Origin of the sequence: Mycobacterium aquaticum (genome assembly GCF_002086485.1) — a bacterium.
GTDB lineage: Bacteria > Actinomycetota > Actinomycetes > Mycobacteriales > Mycobacteriaceae > Mycobacterium > Mycobacterium aquaticum.
Map to the genome: position 1 here is coordinate 96,886 of NZ_MVHF01000011.1, position 20,752 is coordinate 117,637.

The 20,752-nt window shown below is 69.3% G+C and carries 21 protein-coding genes; 8 read left to right on the top strand and 13 right to left on the bottom strand.

All coding sequences use genetic code 11. The annotated features are described in order from the left end of the window. Positions 1-2: 2 nt before the first annotated feature. Genes BST13_RS13795 through BST13_RS13805 form a run of 3 tightly spaced genes read right to left on the bottom strand, consistent with a single transcriptional unit; the run spans position 3 to position 2,388 of the window. Entirely contained in the window at positions 3-977 is a 975-nt protein-coding gene (locus tag BST13_RS13795; RefSeq protein ID WP_083164588.1) for an AAA family ATPase, read from the bottom strand. Beyond that, the gene (locus BST13_RS13800) at positions 974-1,465 is read right to left on the bottom strand and encodes a hypothetical protein (RefSeq protein ID WP_083164589.1); all 492 of its coding nucleotides are present in this window, start codon (positions 1,463-1,465) and stop codon (positions 974-976) included. The genes BST13_RS13795 and BST13_RS13800 overlap by 4 nt, the downstream gene beginning before the upstream one ends. After that, complete coding sequence (locus BST13_RS13805) at positions 1,462-2,388, bottom strand: DUF4129 domain-containing protein (protein WP_083164590.1); 927 nt, start codon at positions 2,386-2,388, stop codon at positions 1,462-1,464. The genes BST13_RS13800 and BST13_RS13805 overlap by 4 nt, the downstream gene beginning before the upstream one ends. Before the next feature lie 63 nt (positions 2,389-2,451). On the opposite strand from BST13_RS13805, the gene cobG reads away from it, so the two are divergent. The 6 genes from cobG (at position 2,452) to BST13_RS13835 (ending at position 9,390) form a co-directional block, all read left to right on the top strand. Then, the gene (gene cobG / locus BST13_RS13810; protein ID WP_083164658.1) at positions 2,452-3,570 is read left to right on the top strand and encodes a precorrin-3B synthase; all 1,119 of its coding nucleotides are present in this window, start codon (positions 2,452-2,454) and stop codon (positions 3,568-3,570) included. 9 nt (positions 3,571-3,579) lie between these two features. Beyond that, positions 3,580-4,206 carry a precorrin-8X methylmutase gene (locus BST13_RS13815; protein ID WP_083164591.1) on the top strand — a complete coding sequence of 209 codons (627 nt, stop codon included), beginning with the start codon at positions 3,580-3,582 and terminating at the stop codon, positions 4,204-4,206. After that, positions 4,203-5,690 (top strand): precorrin-2 C(20)-methyltransferase, encoded by a 1,488-nt coding sequence (locus tag BST13_RS13820; RefSeq protein ID WP_083164592.1) that lies wholly within the window; start codon positions 4,203-4,205, stop codon positions 5,688-5,690. The genes BST13_RS13815 and BST13_RS13820 overlap by 4 nt, the downstream gene beginning before the upstream one ends. Before the next feature lie 26 nt (positions 5,691-5,716). Beyond that, entirely contained in the window at positions 5,717-7,588 is a 1,872-nt protein-coding gene (locus BST13_RS13825) for a hypothetical protein (RefSeq protein ID WP_083164593.1), read from the top strand. Positions 7,589-7,693: 105 nt separating this feature from the next. Beyond that, positions 7,694-8,326, top strand: coding sequence for a TetR/AcrR family transcriptional regulator (locus BST13_RS13830; RefSeq protein ID WP_095533540.1), 633 nt, complete (start codon positions 7,694-7,696; stop codon positions 8,324-8,326). Then, on the top strand, positions 8,323-9,390 hold the full coding sequence (locus BST13_RS13835; protein ID WP_083164594.1) for a phosphotransferase family protein: 1,068 nt from the start codon (positions 8,323-8,325) through the stop codon (positions 9,388-9,390). Before BST13_RS13830 ends, BST13_RS13835 begins: the two co-directional genes overlap by 4 nt. On the opposite strand, the gene BST13_RS13840 is transcribed toward BST13_RS13835, so the two are convergent. Genes BST13_RS13840 through dprE2 form a run of 4 tightly spaced genes read right to left on the bottom strand, consistent with a single transcriptional unit; the run spans position 9,377 to position 12,805 of the window. Beyond that, positions 9,377-10,111, bottom strand: coding sequence for a cobalt-precorrin-6A reductase (locus BST13_RS13840; RefSeq protein WP_083164595.1), 735 nt, complete (start codon positions 10,109-10,111; stop codon positions 9,377-9,379). The genes BST13_RS13835 and BST13_RS13840 overlap by 14 nt on opposite strands. Then, positions 10,111-10,866 carry a precorrin-4 C(11)-methyltransferase gene (gene cobM / locus BST13_RS13845; protein ID WP_083164659.1) on the bottom strand — a complete coding sequence of 252 codons (756 nt, stop codon included), beginning with the start codon at positions 10,864-10,866 and terminating at the stop codon, positions 10,111-10,113. The genes BST13_RS13840 and cobM overlap by 1 nt, the downstream gene beginning before the upstream one ends. After that, the gene (gene cbiE, locus BST13_RS13850) at positions 10,863-12,041 is read right to left on the bottom strand and encodes a precorrin-6y C5,15-methyltransferase (decarboxylating) subunit CbiE (protein WP_083164596.1); all 1,179 of its coding nucleotides are present in this window, start codon (positions 12,039-12,041) and stop codon (positions 10,863-10,865) included. Before cbiE ends, cobM begins: the two co-directional genes overlap by 4 nt. After that, positions 12,038-12,805, bottom strand: coding sequence for a decaprenylphospho-beta-D-erythro-pentofuranosid-2-ulose 2-reductase (gene dprE2, locus BST13_RS13855; RefSeq protein ID WP_083164597.1), 768 nt, complete (start codon positions 12,803-12,805; stop codon positions 12,038-12,040). Before dprE2 ends, cbiE begins: the two co-directional genes overlap by 4 nt. A gap of 35 nt (positions 12,806-12,840) precedes the next feature. Here dprE2 and BST13_RS13860 point away from each other — a divergent pair, with 35 nt between their 5' ends. Next, positions 12,841-13,266 carry a F420-dependent biliverdin reductase gene (locus tag BST13_RS13860; protein WP_083164598.1) on the top strand — a complete coding sequence of 142 codons (426 nt, stop codon included), beginning with the start codon at positions 12,841-12,843 and terminating at the stop codon, positions 13,264-13,266. Between the two features lie 11 nt (positions 13,267-13,277). On the opposite strand, the gene BST13_RS13865 is transcribed toward BST13_RS13860, so the two are convergent. Together BST13_RS13865 and BST13_RS13870 are read right to left on the bottom strand one after the other, a co-directional pair. Further along, on the bottom strand, positions 13,278-14,399 hold the full coding sequence (locus BST13_RS13865) for a M24 family metallopeptidase (protein WP_083164599.1): 1,122 nt from the start codon (positions 14,397-14,399) through the stop codon (positions 13,278-13,280). Between the two features lie 11 nt (positions 14,400-14,410). Further along, positions 14,411-14,806 (bottom strand): VOC family protein, encoded by a 396-nt coding sequence (locus BST13_RS13870; protein ID WP_083164600.1) that lies wholly within the window; start codon positions 14,804-14,806, stop codon positions 14,411-14,413. Positions 14,807-14,845: 39 nt separating this feature from the next. Between BST13_RS13870 and BST13_RS13875 the strand changes: the two genes are divergently transcribed. Further along, the gene (locus BST13_RS13875) at positions 14,846-15,805 is read left to right on the top strand and encodes a 5'-3' exonuclease (protein WP_083164601.1); all 960 of its coding nucleotides are present in this window, start codon (positions 14,846-14,848) and stop codon (positions 15,803-15,805) included. A 12-nt stretch (positions 15,806-15,817) separates the two neighbouring features. On the opposite strand, the gene BST13_RS13880 is transcribed toward BST13_RS13875, so the two are convergent. The 4 genes from BST13_RS13880 to tatA all read right to left on the bottom strand — a co-directional run bounded on the left by BST13_RS13880 (position 15,818) and on the right by tatA (position 20,722). Continuing rightward, positions 15,818-16,621, bottom strand: a complete 804-nt coding sequence (locus BST13_RS13880) for a DUF4333 domain-containing protein (RefSeq protein WP_083164602.1) — start codon at positions 16,619-16,621, stop codon at positions 15,818-15,820. A 39-nt stretch (positions 16,622-16,660) separates the two neighbouring features. Next, positions 16,661-19,411, bottom strand: coding sequence for a DEAD/DEAH box helicase (locus BST13_RS13885; RefSeq protein ID WP_083164603.1), 2,751 nt, complete (start codon positions 19,409-19,411; stop codon positions 16,661-16,663). After that, on the bottom strand, positions 19,395-20,381 hold the full coding sequence (gene tatC, locus BST13_RS13890; RefSeq protein ID WP_083164604.1) for a twin-arginine translocase subunit TatC: 987 nt from the start codon (positions 20,379-20,381) through the stop codon (positions 19,395-19,397). Before tatC ends, BST13_RS13885 begins: the two co-directional genes overlap by 17 nt. Before the next feature lie 71 nt (positions 20,382-20,452). After that, positions 20,453-20,722, bottom strand: a complete 270-nt coding sequence (gene tatA / locus BST13_RS13895) for a Sec-independent protein translocase subunit TatA (RefSeq protein ID WP_083164605.1) — start codon at positions 20,720-20,722, stop codon at positions 20,453-20,455. Positions 20,723-20,752: the final 30 nt, after the last annotated feature.

The window sequence follows — 20,752 nt, forward strand, 5'->3', positions numbered from 1 at the left end:
GGTCAGCTCGCCCCGTGACCGGTACGCGGCACCGGCAGCCGCCGCAGCAGCTCGGTCATCACGTCCGACCCGTGGATGCTACGTACCCACATCTCCGGGCGCAGGCTGATTCGATGTGACATGGCAGCAACCGCAAGGGTTTTGACGTCCTCGGGAATGACGTAGTCGCGGCCCAGCAACAGCGACCTGGCGCGGGCCAGCTGCACCAGATCCAGCTCGGCGCGCGGACTGGCCCCCACCGCGACCTGCGGGTGATGCCGGGTGGCGGCGGCCAGTGCGACGACGTAGTGCAGCACGTCGTCGTGCACGGTGACCTGCTCCACCGCCTCGCGCATCGCCAAAAACTGTGGCCCGTCGATGATCTGGTTGACGACGTGCTCGGCCGAGCCGCGCTCCAGGCGGCGGCGCAGCATGTGCAGCTCGTCCTGCTCGGAGAGGTATTTCAGTTCCAGGCGCACCGCGAAGCGGTCGAGCTGCGCCTCCGGCAGCGGATAGGTGCCCTCGTACTCGATCGGGTTGTCGGTCGCCAGCACGATGAACGGGGCCGGCAGCCGATGGGTTTGGCCGTCGATGCTGACCTGCCCCTCCGCCATCGCCTCCAGCAGGGCGGCCTGGGTCTTGGGTGGGGTGCGGTTGATCTCGTCGGCCAACAGCAGATTGGTGAAGATCGGGCCCCGCCGGAATTCGAAACTGCCCGACTGCATGTCGTACACCGTCGAGCCCAGCAGATCAGCGGGCAACAGATCGGGCGTGAACTGCACCCGCGTGAACTTCAGCCCGAGCGCCGCCGCGAAAGACCTGGCGATCAAGGTCTTGCCGAGCCCCGGCAGGTCTTCGATGAGGACGTGACCGCGGGCCAGCAACGTGGTGAGGATGAGGGTGAGCGCGGCCCGCTTGCCGACCACCACCCGCTCGATCTCGTCGAGCACCCCTTGCGCGGTGGCCGCTGCCGACGACAGCGCGGACACTCCGGTCATAACCGCTCCAATCGTCGCAGGATCTCGTCGAGCACGGCCCGCCCCGGCCCGGGTTGTTCGGCAGCCGCGCCGGTGCCGATGACGTTGTCGGGATCGACCCATTGCCACAGCTCGGGGCCGAACAGCATGCGGCCGGTGGCGACGAACACCGTGGGATCTGCGGTCTGCCGGTGGCCGGTGGCGGCCGCGAATTCCCTGGCCAGCCGGGGCCGCAGGTGCCGGTCCCACTGCAACCGCGTCGAGTCGGCCCGCTGGATCAGCGTGTCGGTCTGAGACCTCCACTGGCCCAGCAGTTCTGCGGCATCGTCGACGGCATGATCTGACTCCTCGGGGTCGGCGTCGTCGCGCAGCGACCAGCGGAGGGTGACCAGCAGTGCCGCCACCGCGGCGCCGGCACCCCAGGCCACCACGCGGCGGTCGGGCATCAGCACCGCGACCACCTCGACCAGCACCACCAACAGCAGCCCGGCAGCCACGGTTTTCTTCATGCCAGGCTCCGCAGTTCGGCCAATACGCGGTGCAGCGCCTGGATCGCGGCTTCGCGGTGATCCTCGTTCATCACATGCGGGCTGAACCTGGCCTCGGTGAAGAGCTCGACGAGTTCGGTTGCGCTGTCGGCGGACAGTGCGTGGTGCTGCACAGCCCGTGCCAGCACCTCCGACGGCGTGTCGGAGGCGAGCGGCACCGCACCGGGGGCGTGCGCCAGTGCGCGCTCCATCGCGACGTAACAGGCGATGATGGCCGCACGCGGGTCGCGGCTCAGATCGCCGATTTCTTCCAGACCGAGTTCGGCTGCGCGGGCTAGCCTTTCGGGCCCACGCGGCAGGTGCCGTGTGGCCGAGCGGATTCCGTCCTCCGGGGGCGCCGGCGGCAGGCCTGCGCGCCGCGCATGTCTGGCGATGCCGAATCCCACGATGATCAACAGCGCGACAGTCGTCGCCGCCAGATAACCGAAGGCACTCGGCCCCGACCCGGTGGGATCCGGTTGCCGGTTGGGGACCGAGCTGGGCGGCGCCGGTGTCTGCGTGGCGGGCGCCGGTAGCACCGGCGTCGCGGTCAGCCGCGTGATCAGGACGAGGACGAGCAACCATGCCAGGGTCGCGGCGATCGCGAGCAACACCCAGCGCCAGCGCAGCCGGACCCGAAGGCCGCGCAGTTCCAGCCGGCCGACGCCGTCACCCGCACCGGGTTCGGCGGGCTTGCGCGGCGCGGTGAGGACCGCGAAGGCGAATCCGGCCAGGCCCACGGCCAGCAGGACGACGAGAGCGACGAGACTGGCCGGTGAATCCGACGACGGCGGCGCCTGAGCGCGTGTCGCGCCGGGCAGGTGACCCCGCACGGCCACGGCAGCGATCACCAGGAGCACGAGCACTGTGGCCGTGCGCCGCGTCGTCCTGTCGATATCCGGCATCGCCTGAACAATCGTCGCACGAATTCAGGGCGCGGCCAGGAAGTTCCTAGAATGGAGCCGGACATGACCCGAACCCGCGACGACGATGCCTGCCCCGGTGCACTGACGGTGCACCGGGCCGCCGACGGCGCCCTGGCCCGGATCCGCTTGGCCGGCGGGATGATCACCGCTGGGCAGCTCGCCACCCTGGCCGAGGTGGCCGATCAGTTCGGTTCTCCGGCAATGGAACTCACGTCGCGCGGCAATGTTCAGCTGCGCGCCATCACCGATACCGATGCGGTGGCCGCAGCGCTGACCGACGCCGGGCTGCTGCCCTCGGCGTCGCATGAGCGCGTCCGCAACATCGTCGCGTCCCCGCTCTCGGGACGCTCCGGCGGGCTGGCCGACGTGCGCGGCCTCGTCGGCGAACTGGACCAGGCCATCCAAGCGCAGCCGATCCTGGCCGAGCTGCCCGGCCGGTTCTGGTTCGGCATCGACGACGGCCGCGGCGACGTGTCGGGGCTGGCGGCCGACGTCGGCGCCCACATGCTCGACGCCGACACCGCGGCCCTGCTGCTGTCCGGCACCGACACCGGGGTGCGGATGACGGTCGCCGACGTGGTGCCGACGCTCGTCGACACGGCGAAGCGCTTCGCCGAGATTCGCGGAAATTCTTGGCGCATAACCGAACTCGACGACACCGCGGCACTGCTGGCCGGACGTGACGTCAGCGCGGCCGCAGGCGCGCAGTGGCCACCGACGATACGGCCCCCGGTCGGTTGGATCGAGCAGCGTGACGGCCGGATCACCCTCGGCGCGGGTGTGCCGCTCGGGGTTCTGCAGGCCCGCACGGCCCAGTTCCTGGCCGCGATCGAGGCGCCGGTGGTCATCACGCCGTGGCGGTCGGTGCTGGTGTGCGACCTCGACGAGGGGGTGGCGGACGTGTCGCTGCGGGTGCTGGCCCCGATGGGTTTGATCTTCGACGAGAATTCCCCGTGGCTGGACATCAGTTCCTGCACCGGCAGCCCCGGCTGCGCCAAATCGTTGGCCGACGTGCGGGCCGACGCCGCCGAAGCGGTCAACACACCCGCGAGCACCCACCGACATTTCGTCGGCTGCGACCGCGCCTGCGGTAGCCCGCCCGTCGGCGAGGTGCTGGTGGCGGGCGAGGACGGATACCACCCGCGTCTTCCACCCCCGTAAGGTGTTCGCGTGCTCGACTACATCCGCGACGCTGCGGAGATCTACCGGCAGTCGTTCGCGACGATCCGCGACGAGGCCGATCTGGAGCGTTTTCCCGCCGACGTCTCGCGTGTCGTGGTCCGGCTCATCCACACCTGCGGCCAGGTCGATGTCGCCGAACACGTCGCGTTCAGCGCCGATGTGGTCACCAGGGCGCATGCCGCGCTGATTGCGGGGGCGCCGGTGCTGTGCGATTCGTCCATGGTGGCGGCCGGTATCACCCGCTCACGACTCCCCGCCGACAACGAGGTGGTGTCTCTGGTCGCCGATCCGCGCGCCCCCGAGCTGGCGACCCGGCTGGGCAGCACGCGCTCCGCGGCCGCCGTCGATCTGTGGGCCGACCGCCTCGGCGGCTCGGTGGTGGCGATCGGCAATGCGCCGACGGCCCTGTTCCGGCTGCTCGAACTGCTCGACGAGGGTGCTCCGGTACCCGCCGCGGTGCTCGGTGGTCCGGTCGGCTTCGTCGGGTCCGCCCAGTCCAAGCAGGAACTGATCGAGCGCCCACGCGGAATGTCCTATCTGGTGGTGACCGGCAGGCGCGGCGGCAGCGCGATGGCCGCCGCCGCCGTCAATGCGATTGCGAGCGAACGCGAATGACGGCAAGGGGAACCCTCTACGGAGTCGGTCTTGGCCCGGGTGATCCGGAGTTGGTGACGGTCAAGGCCGCTCGGCTGATCGGCGAGGCCGACGTCATCGCCTATCACAGCGCCCGGCACGGTCACAGCATCGCCAGGGGCATCGCCGAACGGTATCTGCGTCCCGGCCAGGTCGAAGAACACCTGGTGTACCCGGTGACCACCGAGACCACCGACCATCCCGGCGGCTACGCGGGCGCGATGGAGGACTTCTACGCCGAGTCCGCCGAGCGCATCGCGACGCACCTGGAGGCCGGCCGCAACGTGGCTCTGCTGGCCGAGGGCGATCCGCTGTTCTACAGCTCCTACATGCACATGCACACCCGGCTCACCGAGCGGTTCGACGCCGTCATCGTGCCCGGTGTGACCTCGGTCAGCGCGGCATCGGCCGCCACCGGCACACCGCTGGTGCAGGGCGACGAGGTGCTCACCATCCTGCCCGGCACCCTGCCCGCCGAGGAGCTCAAGCGGCGGCTGTCCGACACCGACGCAGCCGTGATCCTCAAACTCGGCCGGTCGTATACCGCTGTGCGCGAGGCTCTTTCATCAACAGGTCGGCTCGATGAGGCGTACTACGTGGAGCGGGCCAGCACCGAGCGCCAGCGGGTGGCGCCGGCCGCCGACATCGAGCCCGGCAAGGTGCCGTACTTCTCACTGGCCATGATCCCCGGCGGAGGCCGCGTCGCGCCCCCGCCGACGGGCAGCGTCGTGGTGATCGGTCTGGGGCCGGGCGACTCCGACTGGATGACCCCGCAGAGCCGGCGCGAGCTCGCCGCGGCGACCGACCTGATCGGGTACTTCCCGTACCTGGAACGGGCAGGCCTGCGGCCCGGGCAGCGCCACCACCCCAGCGACAACACCGACGAGCCCGCCCGCGCCGAGCTGGCCTGCAGCCTGGCCCAACAGGGCCGCACCGTCGCGGTGGTCTCGTCCGGAGATCCCGGGGTGTTCGCGATGGCCACCGCGGTGCTCGAGGAGGCCAAGCAATGGCCGGGTGTCGAGGTCCGCGTCATCCCCGCGATGACGGCCGCCCAGGCCGTCGCCAGCCGGGCCGGCGCGCCGCTCGGCCACGACTACGCGGTGATCTCGTTGTCCGACCGGCTCAAGCCGTGGGACGTGATCGCTTCTCGGCTGACCGCGGCGGCCAAGGCCGATCTGGTGCTGGCCATCTACAACCCGGCGTCCAAGACCCGAACCTGGCAGGTCGGTGCGATGCGCGACCTGTTGTTGGAGCACCGCGACCCGAGCACGCCGGTGATCATCGGTCGGGCGGTGTCCGGCGCGCAGCCCGGCAGCGGTGAGAGTGTCCGGGTGGTGCGGCTCGCCGATCTCGACCCCGGTGAGGTCGACATGCGGTGCCTGTTGATCATCGGTTCGTCGCAGACGCAGTGGTACACCGATCAGGACCGGGACCGGGTCTTCACCCCGCGGCGCTACCCGAGCTGAGCTGCGGCCGCCGCTAGGGTCGGCCTATGAGCACACGCCCCGCGGTGGACCGACTCGTCATGTACAAGCACGGCGTCGCGTATGTCAGCCGCAGCGGGCCCGTCGACGGTGACCTCGAACTGACGTTCCGCCGCGACGACATGAAGGACGTGTTGAAGTCGCTGACGGTGGACATCGCCGGCGGGCAGGCATCGGTGGGCACCATCGCGTTCGACACGCCTTCGGATCCCCGCACCGAACTCGCCGGCCGCAACCTGCTGTTGGAGCCGGGTGGCGCACTTCTCGGACTCATCGAGGCGTTGCGCGGCCGGGTGGTCGAGGTGCGCTGCGGCGATCGACGTCACCGCGGCGAGGTCGTCGGCGTCGACGAGTCCGGCGAGAATCGGCGACTGCTGGTGCTGCGCACCGAGGCCGGTGCGGTGAGCCTTGTCGACCTCAACGAGACCGACCAGGTCGACCTGATCGAGGATCCCTCGCGCGCGGACCTGGCGTACCTGATCGACCGGTCGCGCGCCGCGACCGCGGGCCAGGATTGTCAAGTGGCCGTACAGATCCGGGGCGCCGCCGAGCAGGCGCGGGTGTCCTACATCGTCCCGGCACCGATGTGGCGGGTGTCGTATCGGTTGGTCCGCGACGGTGACACGCTGGTGCTGGCCGCCATGGGTATCGTGCACAACCCGGTCGACGAGGATCTCACCGACGTCTCCCTGACATTGACCACCGGACAACCGATTTCGTTCGACATCGACCTGTACCACGGCAGGAAGGTGCGGCGCGCGGTGGTCGAAGAGCCCGAACGTGTGGCGGTGGCGAAGGCCACCCGCGCCGGAGGCGTGATGCCCGCCCCTGCGCTCGCCGGGATGCCGATGGCCGCAGGCTCTTTCGACGCGTACGCGGATGCCGCAGCCGACGTCGAAACCTCGGACAGCGGTGAGCATTTCGAATACCGACTGACGACGCCGGTGTCACTGAAGCGCGGCGGTGCGGCCATGGTGCCGCTCGCGGTGACGCCCGTCGACGGGGTCCGCCGTGAACTGGTGTGGCGGGATGGCGCACCGCCCGCGCCCGACGTCGTGTTGGCCTTCACCAACAGCACCGGCGTGGTGTTGGAAGAGGGACCCGCGGTGATCTACGAGCAGGACAGCTACGCCGGAGAGGCCATGGTGCCGTTCACCGCGCGAGATACCAAGGTGCGATTGGCATTTGCCAAGGATCTGGCGGTGCGGTGCCGCAGCAAGAGCGCCGCCGACCGGGTGACCGTCCGGGTCCGGCTGGGCGCCGACGCCGTGGTCGAGGAGCAGCGTTTCGAGAAGCGTTACACGCTGCGCGCCGAGAACGATCACGACGAGGCCGTCGACGTCATCTTCGAACTGCTCCGCGTTCGTGAGCGCACGTTCGCCCCGCTCGATGGTGTCGTCGACATCGAGACCGATGGAGGCTGGCACCGGGTCCGGATTTCGGTACCCGGGCATCAGACCGTCGAGGCCACGGTTTTGGAAACCTGGCCGGTCTACACCGAGATCGACTACCGGCAGCTTTCACCCCGTCAGCTGGAGCAATGGCTGGCCGGGCGGTCGCTGGACGCCGCGACCATCGATGAGCTGTCGGGTGTGCTGCGGCAATGGGAGCACGCCGACCGCCTCGACGCCGAACGGGACCGCCTCGAAGCCGGCCGCATCGAGGACTACGCCGCGCAGACCCGCATCGCCGAACAGCTCAAGGTGCTGGGCTCCGACGGCCAGGAGGGTGAACTGCGACGGCGGCAGGTCGACCAGCTCGAGCAACTGCAGAATCGGGTCAACGCGCTCGACACGCAGATCCGCTCACTGCGTGCGGACGCCGACGCCGCCCGCGTGGCGGCGTCGGAGGAGTTGCGCCGGTTGATCGGAGCGGGTTGAGCCCTGACTTCTGACTCCCGTCGACAATGATTGACGACTGTCAGAATCGGCATTAGTGTCCGGCGTCACATCCGTTCAGCGTGACACCCGTCGGTAGGGAGGCCAGTGGCACAACACGGCGCACAGGTGCGGTCCCGGATCGACCGGCGCCAGCCGCAACGCAGCGATCAGCGCCGCGCAGCCATCTTGGACGCGCTCAACCAGCACCTGATGGAGACCGGGTTCGACTCGCTCGACATCGCCAAGGTCGCCCGGCAGGCCGGCGTGGGCCGGTCGGCGTTCTACTTCTACTTCGAGAACAAGGCTGCCGCGGTCGCCGCACTGCTCGAGCCCATGCACGACGCGCTGATGGCTGCCAACAACATCCTGGCCAACACCGACAAACCGCCCCGCACCCGGATCCGCGACACCATCGACGCCGTACTGCGCACCGCCGAGGACCACCGGTACCTGTTCCGCGCCATGCTGGAGGCCCGCGGGACCAGTGGCTCCGTGCGCGATCTGTGGGACGCGGCCAGAGAGTCGTTCGTCCCGACCGTGTCGGCAGTGATCGCTGCCGAACGCGCGAGCGGCCGGGCGCCCGCCGGTGCCGATCCGGTGGTGCTCGCCGGGCTGCTGTTGGAATTCAACGATCGGCTGCTCGAGCGCGCCATCGTCGGCGGACCGTTGACGCGCCAGCAGTTGCTCGACGGCGCGGAGGCGATCTGGATGGGCACCATCTACGGGGCGACGCAGTGACCGCCGCGGTGTCCATCCCGGGCAAGCCAACCGACGTCACGCCCGGATGGCTCTCGGCGGTCCTGCACACCGAGGTACGCACAGCCGAGACGGCACCCATCGGCACCGGCCAGACCGGCGCCACGTATCGGGTGTCGGTGACCTATGCCGACGAAAACCCTGGTCTTCCGGACACTTTCGCCGTCAAGCTGCCATCGCAGGACGACACCGTGCGCGACCGTGTCGCCATCGGCTACCGCTCCGAGCATGCGTTCTACACCAATGTCGCGGGCCACGTGCAGATCCCGGTACCGCACTGTCACCACTGCGAAATCGCCGGCGACGGCGCCGATTTCGTGTTGCTGCTGGCCGATATGGCGCCCGCGGTTCAGGGTGACCAGATCGCGGGGTGTACACCGGCGGAGGCCACGTTGGCGGTCCGGGCGCTGGCCGCCTTGCACGGTCCGACCTGGTGCGACCCACAGTGGGCCAACTTCCCCGGCATCGCGATGCCCAGGCCCGAACCGGATTCGGCGAAGGGTTTCGGTGAGATCGCCACGGTGGCCGCCGATATCACGCTCGACCGGCTCGGCGAGCGGATGAGCGCCCAGAATCGCGACACCATGCGGGCCGCGATGTCGGTGGTGACGCCGTGGTTGCTGGCCGAGCCGGACCGGTTCGCAGTGCTGCACGGCGACTATCGGTTGGACAACATGCTGTTCGACCCGGACCGTACCCGCGTCACCGTGGTGGACTGGCAGACGCTGGGTTCGGGCCTGCCCACGCGGGATCTGTCCTACTTCACCGCCACGAGCCTGCGCCCGGATGTCCGGACCGCCGTGGAAACCGAGCTCGTCGATGTGTACCACCAGACCTTGCAGGCCCACGGTGTCACCGGATATGACCGGGAAAGTTGTTGGTACGACTATCGGTTGGGCATGTTGCAGGCGCCATTGATCACGGCGCTGGGCTGCGCGTTCGCCACCTCCACCGAACGGGGTGACGACATGATGGTGGCGATGGCCGAACGCGGTTGCCAGGCCATCCGCGAGCTGGGCACCCTCGAGCTGATCAGCGCGCTCTGAGGTGTGCCCTGACCCAGTCCGAAGCCTCGCCGACGGTGGCCACGGCGTGTACCCCGGCCGGTAGGGGTGGTCGGTCGACCATGATCACCGTCACCCCCGCGTCCGCCGCGGCCCGCAGCTTGGGCTCGGTCATGGCGCCGCCGCTGTTCTTGGTGACCAGGGCGTCGATGTGGTGCTCGGTGAGCAGGGCCAGCTCGCCCTCGTAGTGATACGGGCCGCGCGACAACAACAATCGATGATGTTCCGGCAGGCTCGTGGGCTCGGGTGCCGTGACGGCCCGGATCAGGAACCAGGCGTCCACGCCGCGGAAGGCCGCGGTTCCGGATCGGCCGGTGGTCAGAAATACCCGGGCATACCCGTTGTCTGCCACGGTTTTCGCGGCCTCGGCGTCGGAGGCCACCACGGTCGCGTCCCCGGGCTGCCAGGCCGGACGAGCCAGCACCAGGTGCGGCACACCGAGTTCGGCGCACACCTGCGCGGCATGCGCGGTGATGGTCGCCGCGAACGGATGGGTCGCGTCGACCACGGCGTCGATCCGCTCGTCGCGCAACCAGTTCCGCATGCCGTCGACGCCGCCGAAACCCCCGATGCGGACCGGGCCGACCGGCAGCGCAGGCTCGGGCACCCGTCCGGCCAGTGAGCTGATGAGCTCGACCTCGGGGTGCAGCGCCGCGGCCAGCGCCCGGGCCTCTCCCGTGCCGCCGAGCAGCAGAAGCCTCACTAGTGCCTGCTCCCCCTGCGGCGGTCCGACGAGTAGAGGTAGCTGTCGGAGAAGCCTTCGGCGGCAAGCACATCGCCGACCACGATCACCGCGGTACGGGTGACCTCGGCGGCGTGCATCTTCTCCGCGATGTCGGCCAGCGTGCCGCGCAGCACGGTCTGCTGCGGCCAGCTCGCGAATGCCACGACCGCACACGGCGTTTCCGATCGGTACCCGCCATCGATGAGCTGCGGCACGATGTGGTCGATCTGCGCTGCGGCCAGGTGCAGCACGAGCGTCGCCCCCGGCGCGGCGAGCGTGCGCAGATCCTCGCCGTCGGGCATCGCCGTCGACAGCGTCGCGACGCGGCTCAGCGTGACCGTCTGCGCCACCCCCGGAACCGTGAGTTCACGGCCCAGCACCGCGGCGACAGCCGCGAATGCCGGTACGCCTGGCACGATTTCGTAGCGCACGCCGAGCGCGTCGAGCCTGCGGCATTGCTCGGCCAGCGCGCTGTAGATCGACGGGTCGCCGGAGTGCAGCCGGGCCACGTCGTGACCGGCGCGGTCGGCGGCCACCAGCTCATCGATGATCTGGTCGAGGTTCAGCGGTCCGGTGTCGACGATGCGGGCGTCCGGCGGGCAGATGGCCAGCAGGTCGTCGGGCATGATCGACCCGGCGTAGAGGCAGACGGGGCAGCTGCTCAGCAGCCGCTGGCCGCGCACCGTAATCAGGTCTGCCGCGCCGGGACCGGCCCCGATGAAATAGACCGTCACGGCTTCACCACCGACCACTGGGTGACCGGCAGCGCCGGGCGCCATCCGGTGAACCCGCCGATCGCGCCGCCGTGATAATGCTGATAGCGCCGCAATTCGCCGCCTTCCTTCGAATACCACTGCGCCACAACGGCTTCTGACTCCACCGTGACAGCGTTGACCACCAGCCGCCCGCCGGCGGGCAATCGGTCGAAGCAAGCCTGCACCAGGCCCGGCTGGGTGACGCCGCCGCCCACGAAGACCGCCGACGGCTCGGATCCGTCGAATCCCTCTGGCGCCGCCCCACGCACCTGCACCCGCACCCCGAATGCCACGACATTGGCACCGATGCGGTTGCGGCGCTGCGGATCACGCTCGTATGCCGTCGACCGGCAGCCGGGCGCGCTGCGGCACCACTCGATGGCGATGCTGCCCGATCCGGAGCCGACATCCCACAGCAGCTCCCCCGGCCGGGGCCCGAGCGCCGCCAAGGTCACGGCCCTGATCGACTGCTTGGTCAGTTGCCCGTCGTGGTCGAAATCGTCATCAGGCAGGGCGTGCGCGCGACGCTCGTCGGGCAGGTACCGCACGGCCATGACGTTGAGCGCATCGACATCGGCGGGCGGCCGCGACGCCCACTCTCGCGCCGTCGCCGAGCGACGCAGTTCCCGCGGCCCGCCGAGCTGCTCCAGCACCGTCAGTTCCGAGTCCCCACGTCCGGTGTCGGTCAGCAGCTTGGCCAGAGCGGCCGGACTCGTGCCGTCCCGGGACAGCACCACGGCCTGCCCACCGCGGCGCACCGCCGTATGTGGTTCGGCGGTCACCAGGCTGATGATCTCGGTGTCCTGCACCGACCAACCGACCCTCGAACACGCCAGCGTCACCGACGACACGTGCGGCAGCACGGTGACCGCGTCGGCGCCGTACATCCGGATCAGCACGCTGCCGACCCCGTGCAGCAGCGGATCCCCGCTGGCGATCACGTGCACGTCACCGTCGGCTCCGTCGAGCAAAGTGCGCAGCGCGGGCGTCATCGGCGACGGCCACACCCGCCGGACCGCCGAGACGGTGCCGTCGAGCAGGTCGAGCTGCCGCCTGGACCCGTGCACCACTGTGGCCCTTGCCAATTCGGCACGTACAGTCGGCGCCAGGCCGGCCATGCCGTCGGCCCCGATTCCGACCACGATGATTCTCACCTCGGCATCCTGCGCCAGATCGGGCCAGGGACAAAACGCGTCACGAAGATCATCGGCCGGATCACCCACGGCACCCACACCGCACTCTTGCCTGCGGCCAGCGCGGCCGCGGCTGCCTCGGCAACCTGGGCCGGGGTGCTGGAGAACGGCGCCGGGTCCATCCCCTGGGTCATCTGTCCGATCACGAAGCCCGGCCGCACGATCAACAGGTGCACGCCGGTGCCGTGCAGAGCGTCGCTCAGCCCGCAGGCGAACCCGTCCAGGCCGGCCTTGGCCGACCCGTAGACGTAGTTGGCGCGGCGGACCCGAGCCCCGGCGATCGAGGAGAACACCACCAGCCGGCCCCGGCCCGCGGCCCGCATGCGCCGTGCGAGCTCGGTGAGCAGGCTCACCTGGGCGACGTAGTCGGTGTGCACCACGGCGACCGCGTGCGCGGTATCGGTCTCGGCGCGCGCCTGGTCGCCGAGCACGCCGAAGGCCAGGACCGCGGTGTCGATCGGCCCGTGCGCAGTTTCGATCGTGTCGATCAGGCGCGCATGCTCGGCGACGTCGTCGGCGTCGAACTCGCACGTGTGCACGGCCGCGGCACCTGCGGCCCGCACCGCGGCAACCTCGTCGGCGAGCCGGTCGGCCCCGCGGGCGGCGAGCACCACGGTCGCGCCCGCAGCCAGACGGGTGGCCAGTTCGACCCCGATCTCGCTACGACCCCCAAAGATCACCACAACCCGCGGGACGGGATGTGCCGTGTCTGTCGTGTCGTTCACGGCAGCGATTATCACCTGCGCTAGCGTGGAGGCCGATGGCTACGTCACGGGGCAAGGCAACCACCAAGCTCACCAATGACGCTCTGGCGTTTCTCACCGAGCGCCATCTGGCCATGCTCACGACGCTGCGCTCGGACAATTCGCCGCACGTCGTCGCCGTTGGTTTCACCTTCGATCCCAAGACCCATATCGCTCGGGTCATCACCACCGGTGGGTCGCAGAAGGCGATCAACGCCCATGAGCGCGGCGTCGCGGTGCTCAGCCAGGTCGACGGTGCCCGTTGGTTGTCCCTGGAGGGCAAGTCCACCGTCAGCACAGAAACCGATGCGGTGCGCGACGCCGAGCTGCGATACGCGCAGCGCTACCGCACCCCGCGGGTCAATCCCCGCCGGGTCGTGATCGAGGTCCGCGTCGAGCGGGTGCTCGGCTCGTCGGATCTGCTGGACCGCAGCGGCGAGTAGGCCGCCGGCGCTCAGCGCGCAGGCACCACGACCAGCTCGTGCGGCTGGTTGTTCACCGATTCCGCGCCGTCGGCGGTGACGATAACGATGTCCTCGATGCGCGCCCCCCACTGCCCCGGGAAGTACACGCCAGGTTCGACGCTGAACGCCATGCCTACCTCCAGCGGGAGGTTGTTGCCTGCCACGATGTACGGCTCTTCGTGCACCGACAGCCCGATGCCGTGGCCGGTGCGGTGCACGAACCCCTCGGCCAGGCCCTCGGCGGCCAGCACGTCGCGGGCGGCCGCATCGACCTGTTCGGCCGTGACGCCGGGCCGCACCACGTCGACGGCAGCCTGCTGTGCGCGCTGCAGCACCGCGTACCGACGCGCCACCTCCGGGTCCGGCTCGCCGATGCTGTAGGTGCGGGTGCAGTCGGAGTTGTAGCCCGGCTGGTACGGCCCGCCGATGTCGACGACGACGATGTCGCCCGCCTGCAGTTCGCGGTCGGAGCATTCGTGATGCGGGTCGGCGCCGTTGGGCCCCGAGCCGACGATGATGAACGCCACCTCCGAATGCCCTTCGGCCACAATGGCTTCCGCGATGTCCGCGGCCACGTCGGCCTCGGTGCGGCCGGGCACCAGGAATTCGGGCACCCGGGCGTGCACACGGTCGATGGCCGCCCCGGCCTTGCGCAGCGCGTCGATCTCGGCGCCGTCCTTGATCATTCGCAACCGGCGCAGCACATCGGTGGCCAGCACCGGCACCACTCCGAGCAACTCGGTCAACGGCAGCAGATGCAACGCAGGCATGGCATCGGTGACGGCGACGGCTTGCCCGCCGAGCGCGTCCACCACCATCCGGTACGGATCCTCGCCGTCGACCCAATCCCGCACCGTCACACCGAGTTCGGGGACAGCCGACTCCTTGAGCGCGGCCAGTTCCAGGCGCGGCACCACCACGGTCGGCTCCCCCTGCGCGGGCAACACCAGCGCGGTCAGCCGTTCGAAGGTCTGCGCCCGCGAGCCGACCAGGTATCGCAGGTCGTAGCCGGGGGTGATGACCAGCCCGGCCAGGCCCGCCTCACCCGCGGCGGCGGCCGCCGCGGAAAGCCGGTGGGCGTAGACGTCGGTGCTGAATCGGCTGAGGGTCATGGTGCTCGAGGCTAGTGGGACGCCTGATAGCTGGCGACCTCGACCAGGTTGCCGTCGGGATCACGGCAATAGTGTGAGGTCATCGGACCCAGCGCACCGGTCTTGGTGACCGGGCCTTCGATGATCCGAACACCGCACGCCGTGAGGTGCTCGCCGACTGCGGAAGCGTCGACGTCGGCGATGAAGCACAGATCCAGCGAGCCGGGCGCGTCGACGACACCGGTGACCCAGTTCGGTGAACCGGTCGGACGCACGTTGATCTTCTGGTTCCCGAACACCAGGGCGATGCGGCCCGCGCCGAAGACCTCCTTGCGCATGCCCAGCACCCGCTCGTAGAAGTCGACCGTGGCCTCGACGTCACGACAGTTGAGGACGACATGGTCAATACGGTTGACGGCGAACGACATACCTCAGGCTACTGTCGCTGGAATGTTCCGGAGGATTTCATGACCGCCCCCGTCCTGCTCCTCGACGGCGCCAGCATGTGGTTCCGCTCGTTCTTCGGGGTCCCGTCGTCGATCACCGCACCGGACGGGCGACCGGTGAATGCGGTGCGCGGCTTCCTGGACTCCATCGCGACGCTGGTGACCAACGAACGGCCGAGCCGGCTGGTGGTGTGCCGTGACGACGACTGGCGGCCGCAATGGCGTGTGGAGCTGGTGCCGTCGTACAAGGCGCACCGGGTGGCAGAACCGGAGCCGGACGGGATACCGGACATCGAGGAAGTGCCCGACGAGCTGACCCCCCAGGTCACCATGATCATGGAGTTGCTGGACGCGTTCGGCATCGCGACTGCCGGGGCGCCGGGCTATGAGGCCGACGACGTGCTGGGCACCCTGGCCACGCGCGAGCAGGCCGACCCCGTGGTGGTGGTCAGCGGGGACCGCGACCTGCTGCAGTTGGTGCGCGACGAGCCGGCGCCGCCGGTGCGGGTGCTCTACATCGGGCGCGGATTGGCCAAGGCCACGAAGTTCGGGCCCGTCGAGGTGGCCGAGCAGTACGGCGTGCCTGCCGATCGGGCCGGCGCGGCATATGCCGAATTGGCCTTGATGCGTGGCGATCCGTCCGACGGGCTGCCCGGGGTGGCCGGGATCGGTGAGAAGACCGCGGCGACGCTGCTGGCCCAGCACGGCTCACTGGCGGCGATCCAGGCAGCCGCGCAGGACACCACGGTGTCGATGTCCAAGTCGCACCGGGCCAAACTGCTCGCTGCCGCCGACTACATCGCGGCGGCCGAGCCGGTGGTGCGCGTTGCCACCGATGCGCCGGTGACGTTCTCCACGCCGTCGGATGCGCTGCCGTTGGTCGCCAAAGATCCGGCCAAGGTCGCCGACCTGGCCGCGGCGTACGGCGTGACGTCGTCGATCAGCCGGTTGCAGACGGCGCTGGACCGCCTGCCCGGCTGATGCGCGGCCGGCCTACTTGGGCCGGCCGACCTCGTAGGTGCCGTCGTTGTTCTGGAAGGTCACCGTGACCTTGCGCTTGGTGCCGTCGACGCTGACCTCGCAGGTGAAGGTGTCACCCTTCTTGACCTTGGGGTTCTTGCCGTCGTTGCAGTTGACGTCGGAGACGCTCTTGTTGCCGTAACCGTTCTCCTCGTCGGTGAGGATCTTGGTCACGCCCTCCTGAGCCTTGTTGACGTCAAGTTCGGTGGTGACGAACCAACCCGGCTTCCAGAACCCCAGGACGCCGACGACAGCGAGCAGGAGCACCACAAGGGCCCCGACGACACCGAGGATCACGCCGAGCGAACGCTTGGATCCTTCTTCGGCACCGGGTGGGGTGTACTGGCCGTATTGCCCCGGCTGGCCGGGCTGACCGAACTGCGGCTGACCGTACTGACCCGGCTGACCGAACTGCGGCTGGCCGTACTGACCCGGCTGGCCGAAGCTGGGCTGCCCCATCTGGGCGGGCTGACCCGGCTGCCCGAACTGGCCCGGCTGCGCGTAGGGCTGCTGGCTGTACTGATCGGTCGACGGGTACTGCGGCTGGGCGTAACCCGAGTGGGACTGCTGATAGGCCGAGTAGTCGGGCTGCTGTTGCTGCGGCTGCTCGGGCTGTTGCGACTGCGACGGCTGCTGCCAGGTCGGAGCATGCGTGGTCGGCTCGTCGGGGCCGGCAGGCTGCTGCCACGCGTCCGAGCCTGACGGCTGATCATTACCGGGCTCGGGCTGCTGACCGGGCCACTGCTGTGCCGGATCAGATCCCTGCGGTCCGCTCATGACTCTCCTTGATCCTGTTCGCTGCCTGCTGCCGACACCCTACCCCGCATCAACAGCCACGACGCCGCGCCGAACGTCGTTGATGGCGCGTTTCGCGGTATTGCGCAGCGCCGGTGTGGGTGCGGCATTTCGCACCTGGTCGAGCAGATCGAGGACCTGCCGACACCACCGTACGAAATCGCCTGCCGGCAGCGGTGAACCGGAACCGGTGATGTCGGATGCGGCCAGCGCGGACGCCAGGTCGCCGGTGGTGGCCCAGCGGTAGACGGCGGTGACGAAACCCTCGTCGGTTTCGCGGCTCGGCGCGATGCGGTGTCTGCGCTCGTCGGCGCGCAGATCACCGGAGAGGCGTCGGGTTTGGGCCAGCGCACGCCGCAGACCGGGCGTCGGGATGTCGAACCCTGCCGGTACCGCGGGCGTATCGCCGCGCGACTCGAAGAGCACCGCCGAGAGCACTCCGGCCAGCTCCGCGGGCTGCAGCCCCTCCCAGAGGCCGCCCCGCAGGCACTCGGCCACCAGCAGGTCACTTTCGCTGTAGATGCGGGCGAGCAGCCGGCCGGAGTCGGTGACCTTGGGTTCGCCAGAACCGTTCTCGATGAAGCCGCGTTCGCTGAGCAACGCGACGATCCGGTCGAAGGTCCGCGCCAGGGAATTCGTCGCCGCAGCCACCTTCTGCTGGATCTGGGCGTTGTCACGTTCGATGCGCAGATACCGCTCAGCGATGCGCATCATGGCTTCGCGGTTCGCAAGCTGGTTCGCCCGATGCCTGCGCAGCTGCTCGCGGAGCCCGGCCAACTCCGGATCCACGTCGCGGTCCAGTGCACTGCCGGAGCGTTTCGGCTTGCCCGTCGGCAGCGCCAAGCCGGCTGCCGCTGACCGCAGCGCCGACGCCAGGTCGCGGCGCACCCGCGGTTGGCGGTGCTCGACGCGTTTGGGGAGCGACATCGTGCCCAGCGGCCCCGAGGCGCCCGAGTAATCCGACGACGAAATCCGGCCGGCCCAATGATGTTCGGTGAGCACCAGCGGACGGGGGTCGTCGCTGTCGCGGTCTGGTTCGAGCACCACCGCCAGCCCACCGCGGCGGCCGTGGGTGATGGTGATGATGTCGCCACGGCGCAGGCCTGCCAGCGCGTCGTTGGCTGCCTGACGGCGCTGCAGCCGCGATGCGCGCGACTGGGCACGTTCGCGCTCACCGATTTTCGCGCGGAGCCTCGCGTAGTCGAGTACCTCGGACTCGTGTCCGTCCAGTTCGGCGGCCAGCTCTTTGAGCATCCGTTCGCCGCGCGCGACGCCGCGGACCAGGCCGACCACCGAGCGGTCGGCCTGGTACTGCGCGAAGGACCGCTCCAGCAGCTTGTGCGCCTGCTCCGGCCCCATGTGCTGGACCAGGTTGATGGTCATGTTGTACGACGGCGCAAAGGAACTGCGCAACGGGAAGGTTCGGGTGGACGCCAGGCCTGCGACCTCGGCGGGATCGGCGGTGCTGTCGTCGGGCCGCCACAGCACCACGGCGTGGCCCTCGACGTCGATGCCGCGCCGGCCCGCCCGCCCGGTCAGCTGGGTGTACTCCCCCGGCGTCAAGGGCAGATGCTGCTCGCCGTTGTATTTCACCAGCCGCTCCAGCACCACCGTGCGGGCCGGCATGTTGATCCCCAAAGCGAGTGTCTCCGTGGCGAACACGGCCTTCACCAGACCGGCGGTGAACAGCTCTTCGACGGTGTGGCGGAACGTCGGCAACATGCCTGCGTGGTGGGCGGCCAGGCCGCGCAACAGGCCTTCGCGCCATTCGTGGTAGTCCAGCACGATCAGATCGGACTCGGCCAGATCGGCGCAGCGCCGGTCGATCACCTCCGCGATGCGGGCACGTTCCTCGTCGGTGGTGAGCCGCAGCCGCGACCGCAGACACTGCTTGACCGCCGCATCGCACCCGGCGCGGGAAAACACGAAGGTGATCGCGGGCAACAGGCCCGCGGAGTCGAGGACGTCGATCACGTCGGGCCGGCTCGGCGGCCGGTACAACTGCGGCGGCCGGCCGCGCCCGCGTCCCCGGGGCTGCCAGTCCGCGAGCCGGTCGGCCTCGCGGCGGTGGGCGATGTGCCGCACCAGATCCGGGTCCACCAGGGTCCGGTCGGAGCCGTCGAACAGGTCGAACAGCCGCTTGCCCACCATCATGTGCTGCGACAGCGGCACAGGCCGGTGCTCGTCGACGACGACGGTGGTGTCGCCGCGGACCGTCTGGATCCAGCCGCCGAACTCCTCGGCGTTGCTCACCGTGGCCGAGAGGCTGACCAGCCGCACCTCCTCCGGCAGGTGCAGGATCACCTCCTCCCACACCGCGCCGCGCATGCGGTCGGCCAGGAAGTGCACCTCGTCCATCACCACATACGAAAGCCCATGCAGCGCAGACGAATTCGCGTACAGCATGTTGCGCAGCACTTCGGTGGTCATCACTACCACGTCGGCGTCGCCGTTGATGGACTGGTCACCGGTGAGCAGCCCGATCTTCTCGGCACCGTAGCGGGCCACCAAGTCGTTGTGTTTCTGGTTGCTCAGCGCCTTGATCGGGGTGGTGTAGAAGCACTTGCCGCCGGACGCCAGTGCCAGGTGCACGGCGAATTCGCCGACCACTGTCTTGCCTGCGCCGGTCGGCGCGCAGACCAGGACGCCGTGGCCGCGTTCGAGCGCACGGCAGGCGCGGACCTGGAAGTCGTCGAGGGTGAACGGCAGCTGTGCGGTGAATACGGCCAGCTCGCCGGGAGTCTCGCCGCCCGGCTCAGGTGGCGTCGTCATCGATGCTGAATCTGGTGGGTCGCGACGCCGGTGGCGTATCGGGGGCCGCAGCAGTCGGCGTCGACACCGGGGCAGGCGCCTCGATCGGTTCGACGGTGCCGATTGGCGCGGCCTCGTCGTCGTCCACCTGGGCCTCAGCCAAGCGTGCCTTGCGCCGGTCGTGCACCCGGGCGAACTGGATCGCGAACTCCAGCAACAGCGACAGCGCGCATGACAACGCCAGCATCGTGAACGGGTCGGAGCCCGGTGTGGCGAAGGCCGCGAACACGAACAGGCCGAAGATCAACCCACGCCGCCACGCCTTGAGCTTCTGGTAGCTGAGCACGCCGACAAGGTTGAGCATGATGATCAGCAGCGGGAACTCGAAGCTGATGCCGAACACCAGCAGCAGGTTGATCAGGAAGCCGAAGTACTGCTCGCCGGACAGCGCGGTGACCTGAACGTCGCTGCCGACGGTCAGCAGGAAGCCCAACGCCTTCGCCAGCACCACATACGCCAGCACCGCGCCGGTCACGAACAGCAGCGCGCCGAAGCCGACGAAGGCCATCGCGAATCGGCGTTCCTTCTTGTACAGCCCCGGCGTGATGAACGCCCACATCTGATAGAGCCACACCGGGCACGCCATCACCACACCGGCAGCGAGCGCGACCTTCAGCCGCAGCATGAACTGGTCGAAGGGCGCGGTGGCCAGCAGCCGGCACTCGCCGTCGGGCGCGATGGCCGCACGCGACGAGGCGGGCAGGGCACAGTACGGACCGCGCAGCCATTCGCCCAGGCTGTGCAGCCCGAAAATGCCATGGGTGTACCAGAAGAACCCGAAGATCATCGCGACGATGACCGCTGCAACCGCGATCAGCAGCCGCGACCGAAGCTCGGTGAGGTGGTCGACCAGCGACATGGTGCCGTCGGGATTGACCCGTGAACGGCGCCGACGGGGATCGAGTTTTCTGAAGATGCCGGAGGTCTGCACGTATGTGAAGTGAGGGGTTGAAGACGCAACCTACCGACGCGGCCGGAAACCGCGGTCAGGGTCGGGCCGCGTCAGGCCGTGTGCCGGTCCGGGGACTGTTCGGGTGCCGGAGCCGCGACGTCGGGCCGGGGAGCCGCCACGTCGGCGCGTTCGGATGCAATCGGCTTCGCCGGCGGAGTCTCCTCCGACCTGGACTCGGACTGCATCTCCTTGATCTCCGACTTGAAGATCCGCATCGACTTACCCAGCGACCGCGCCGCGTCGGGAAGCTTCTTCGCACCGAACAGCAGCACGAACACCGCGATGACGATGATCCAGTGCCAGGGTTGTAGTCCGCCCAATTTGGTTACCTCCAGACGTCTTCGCCGAGT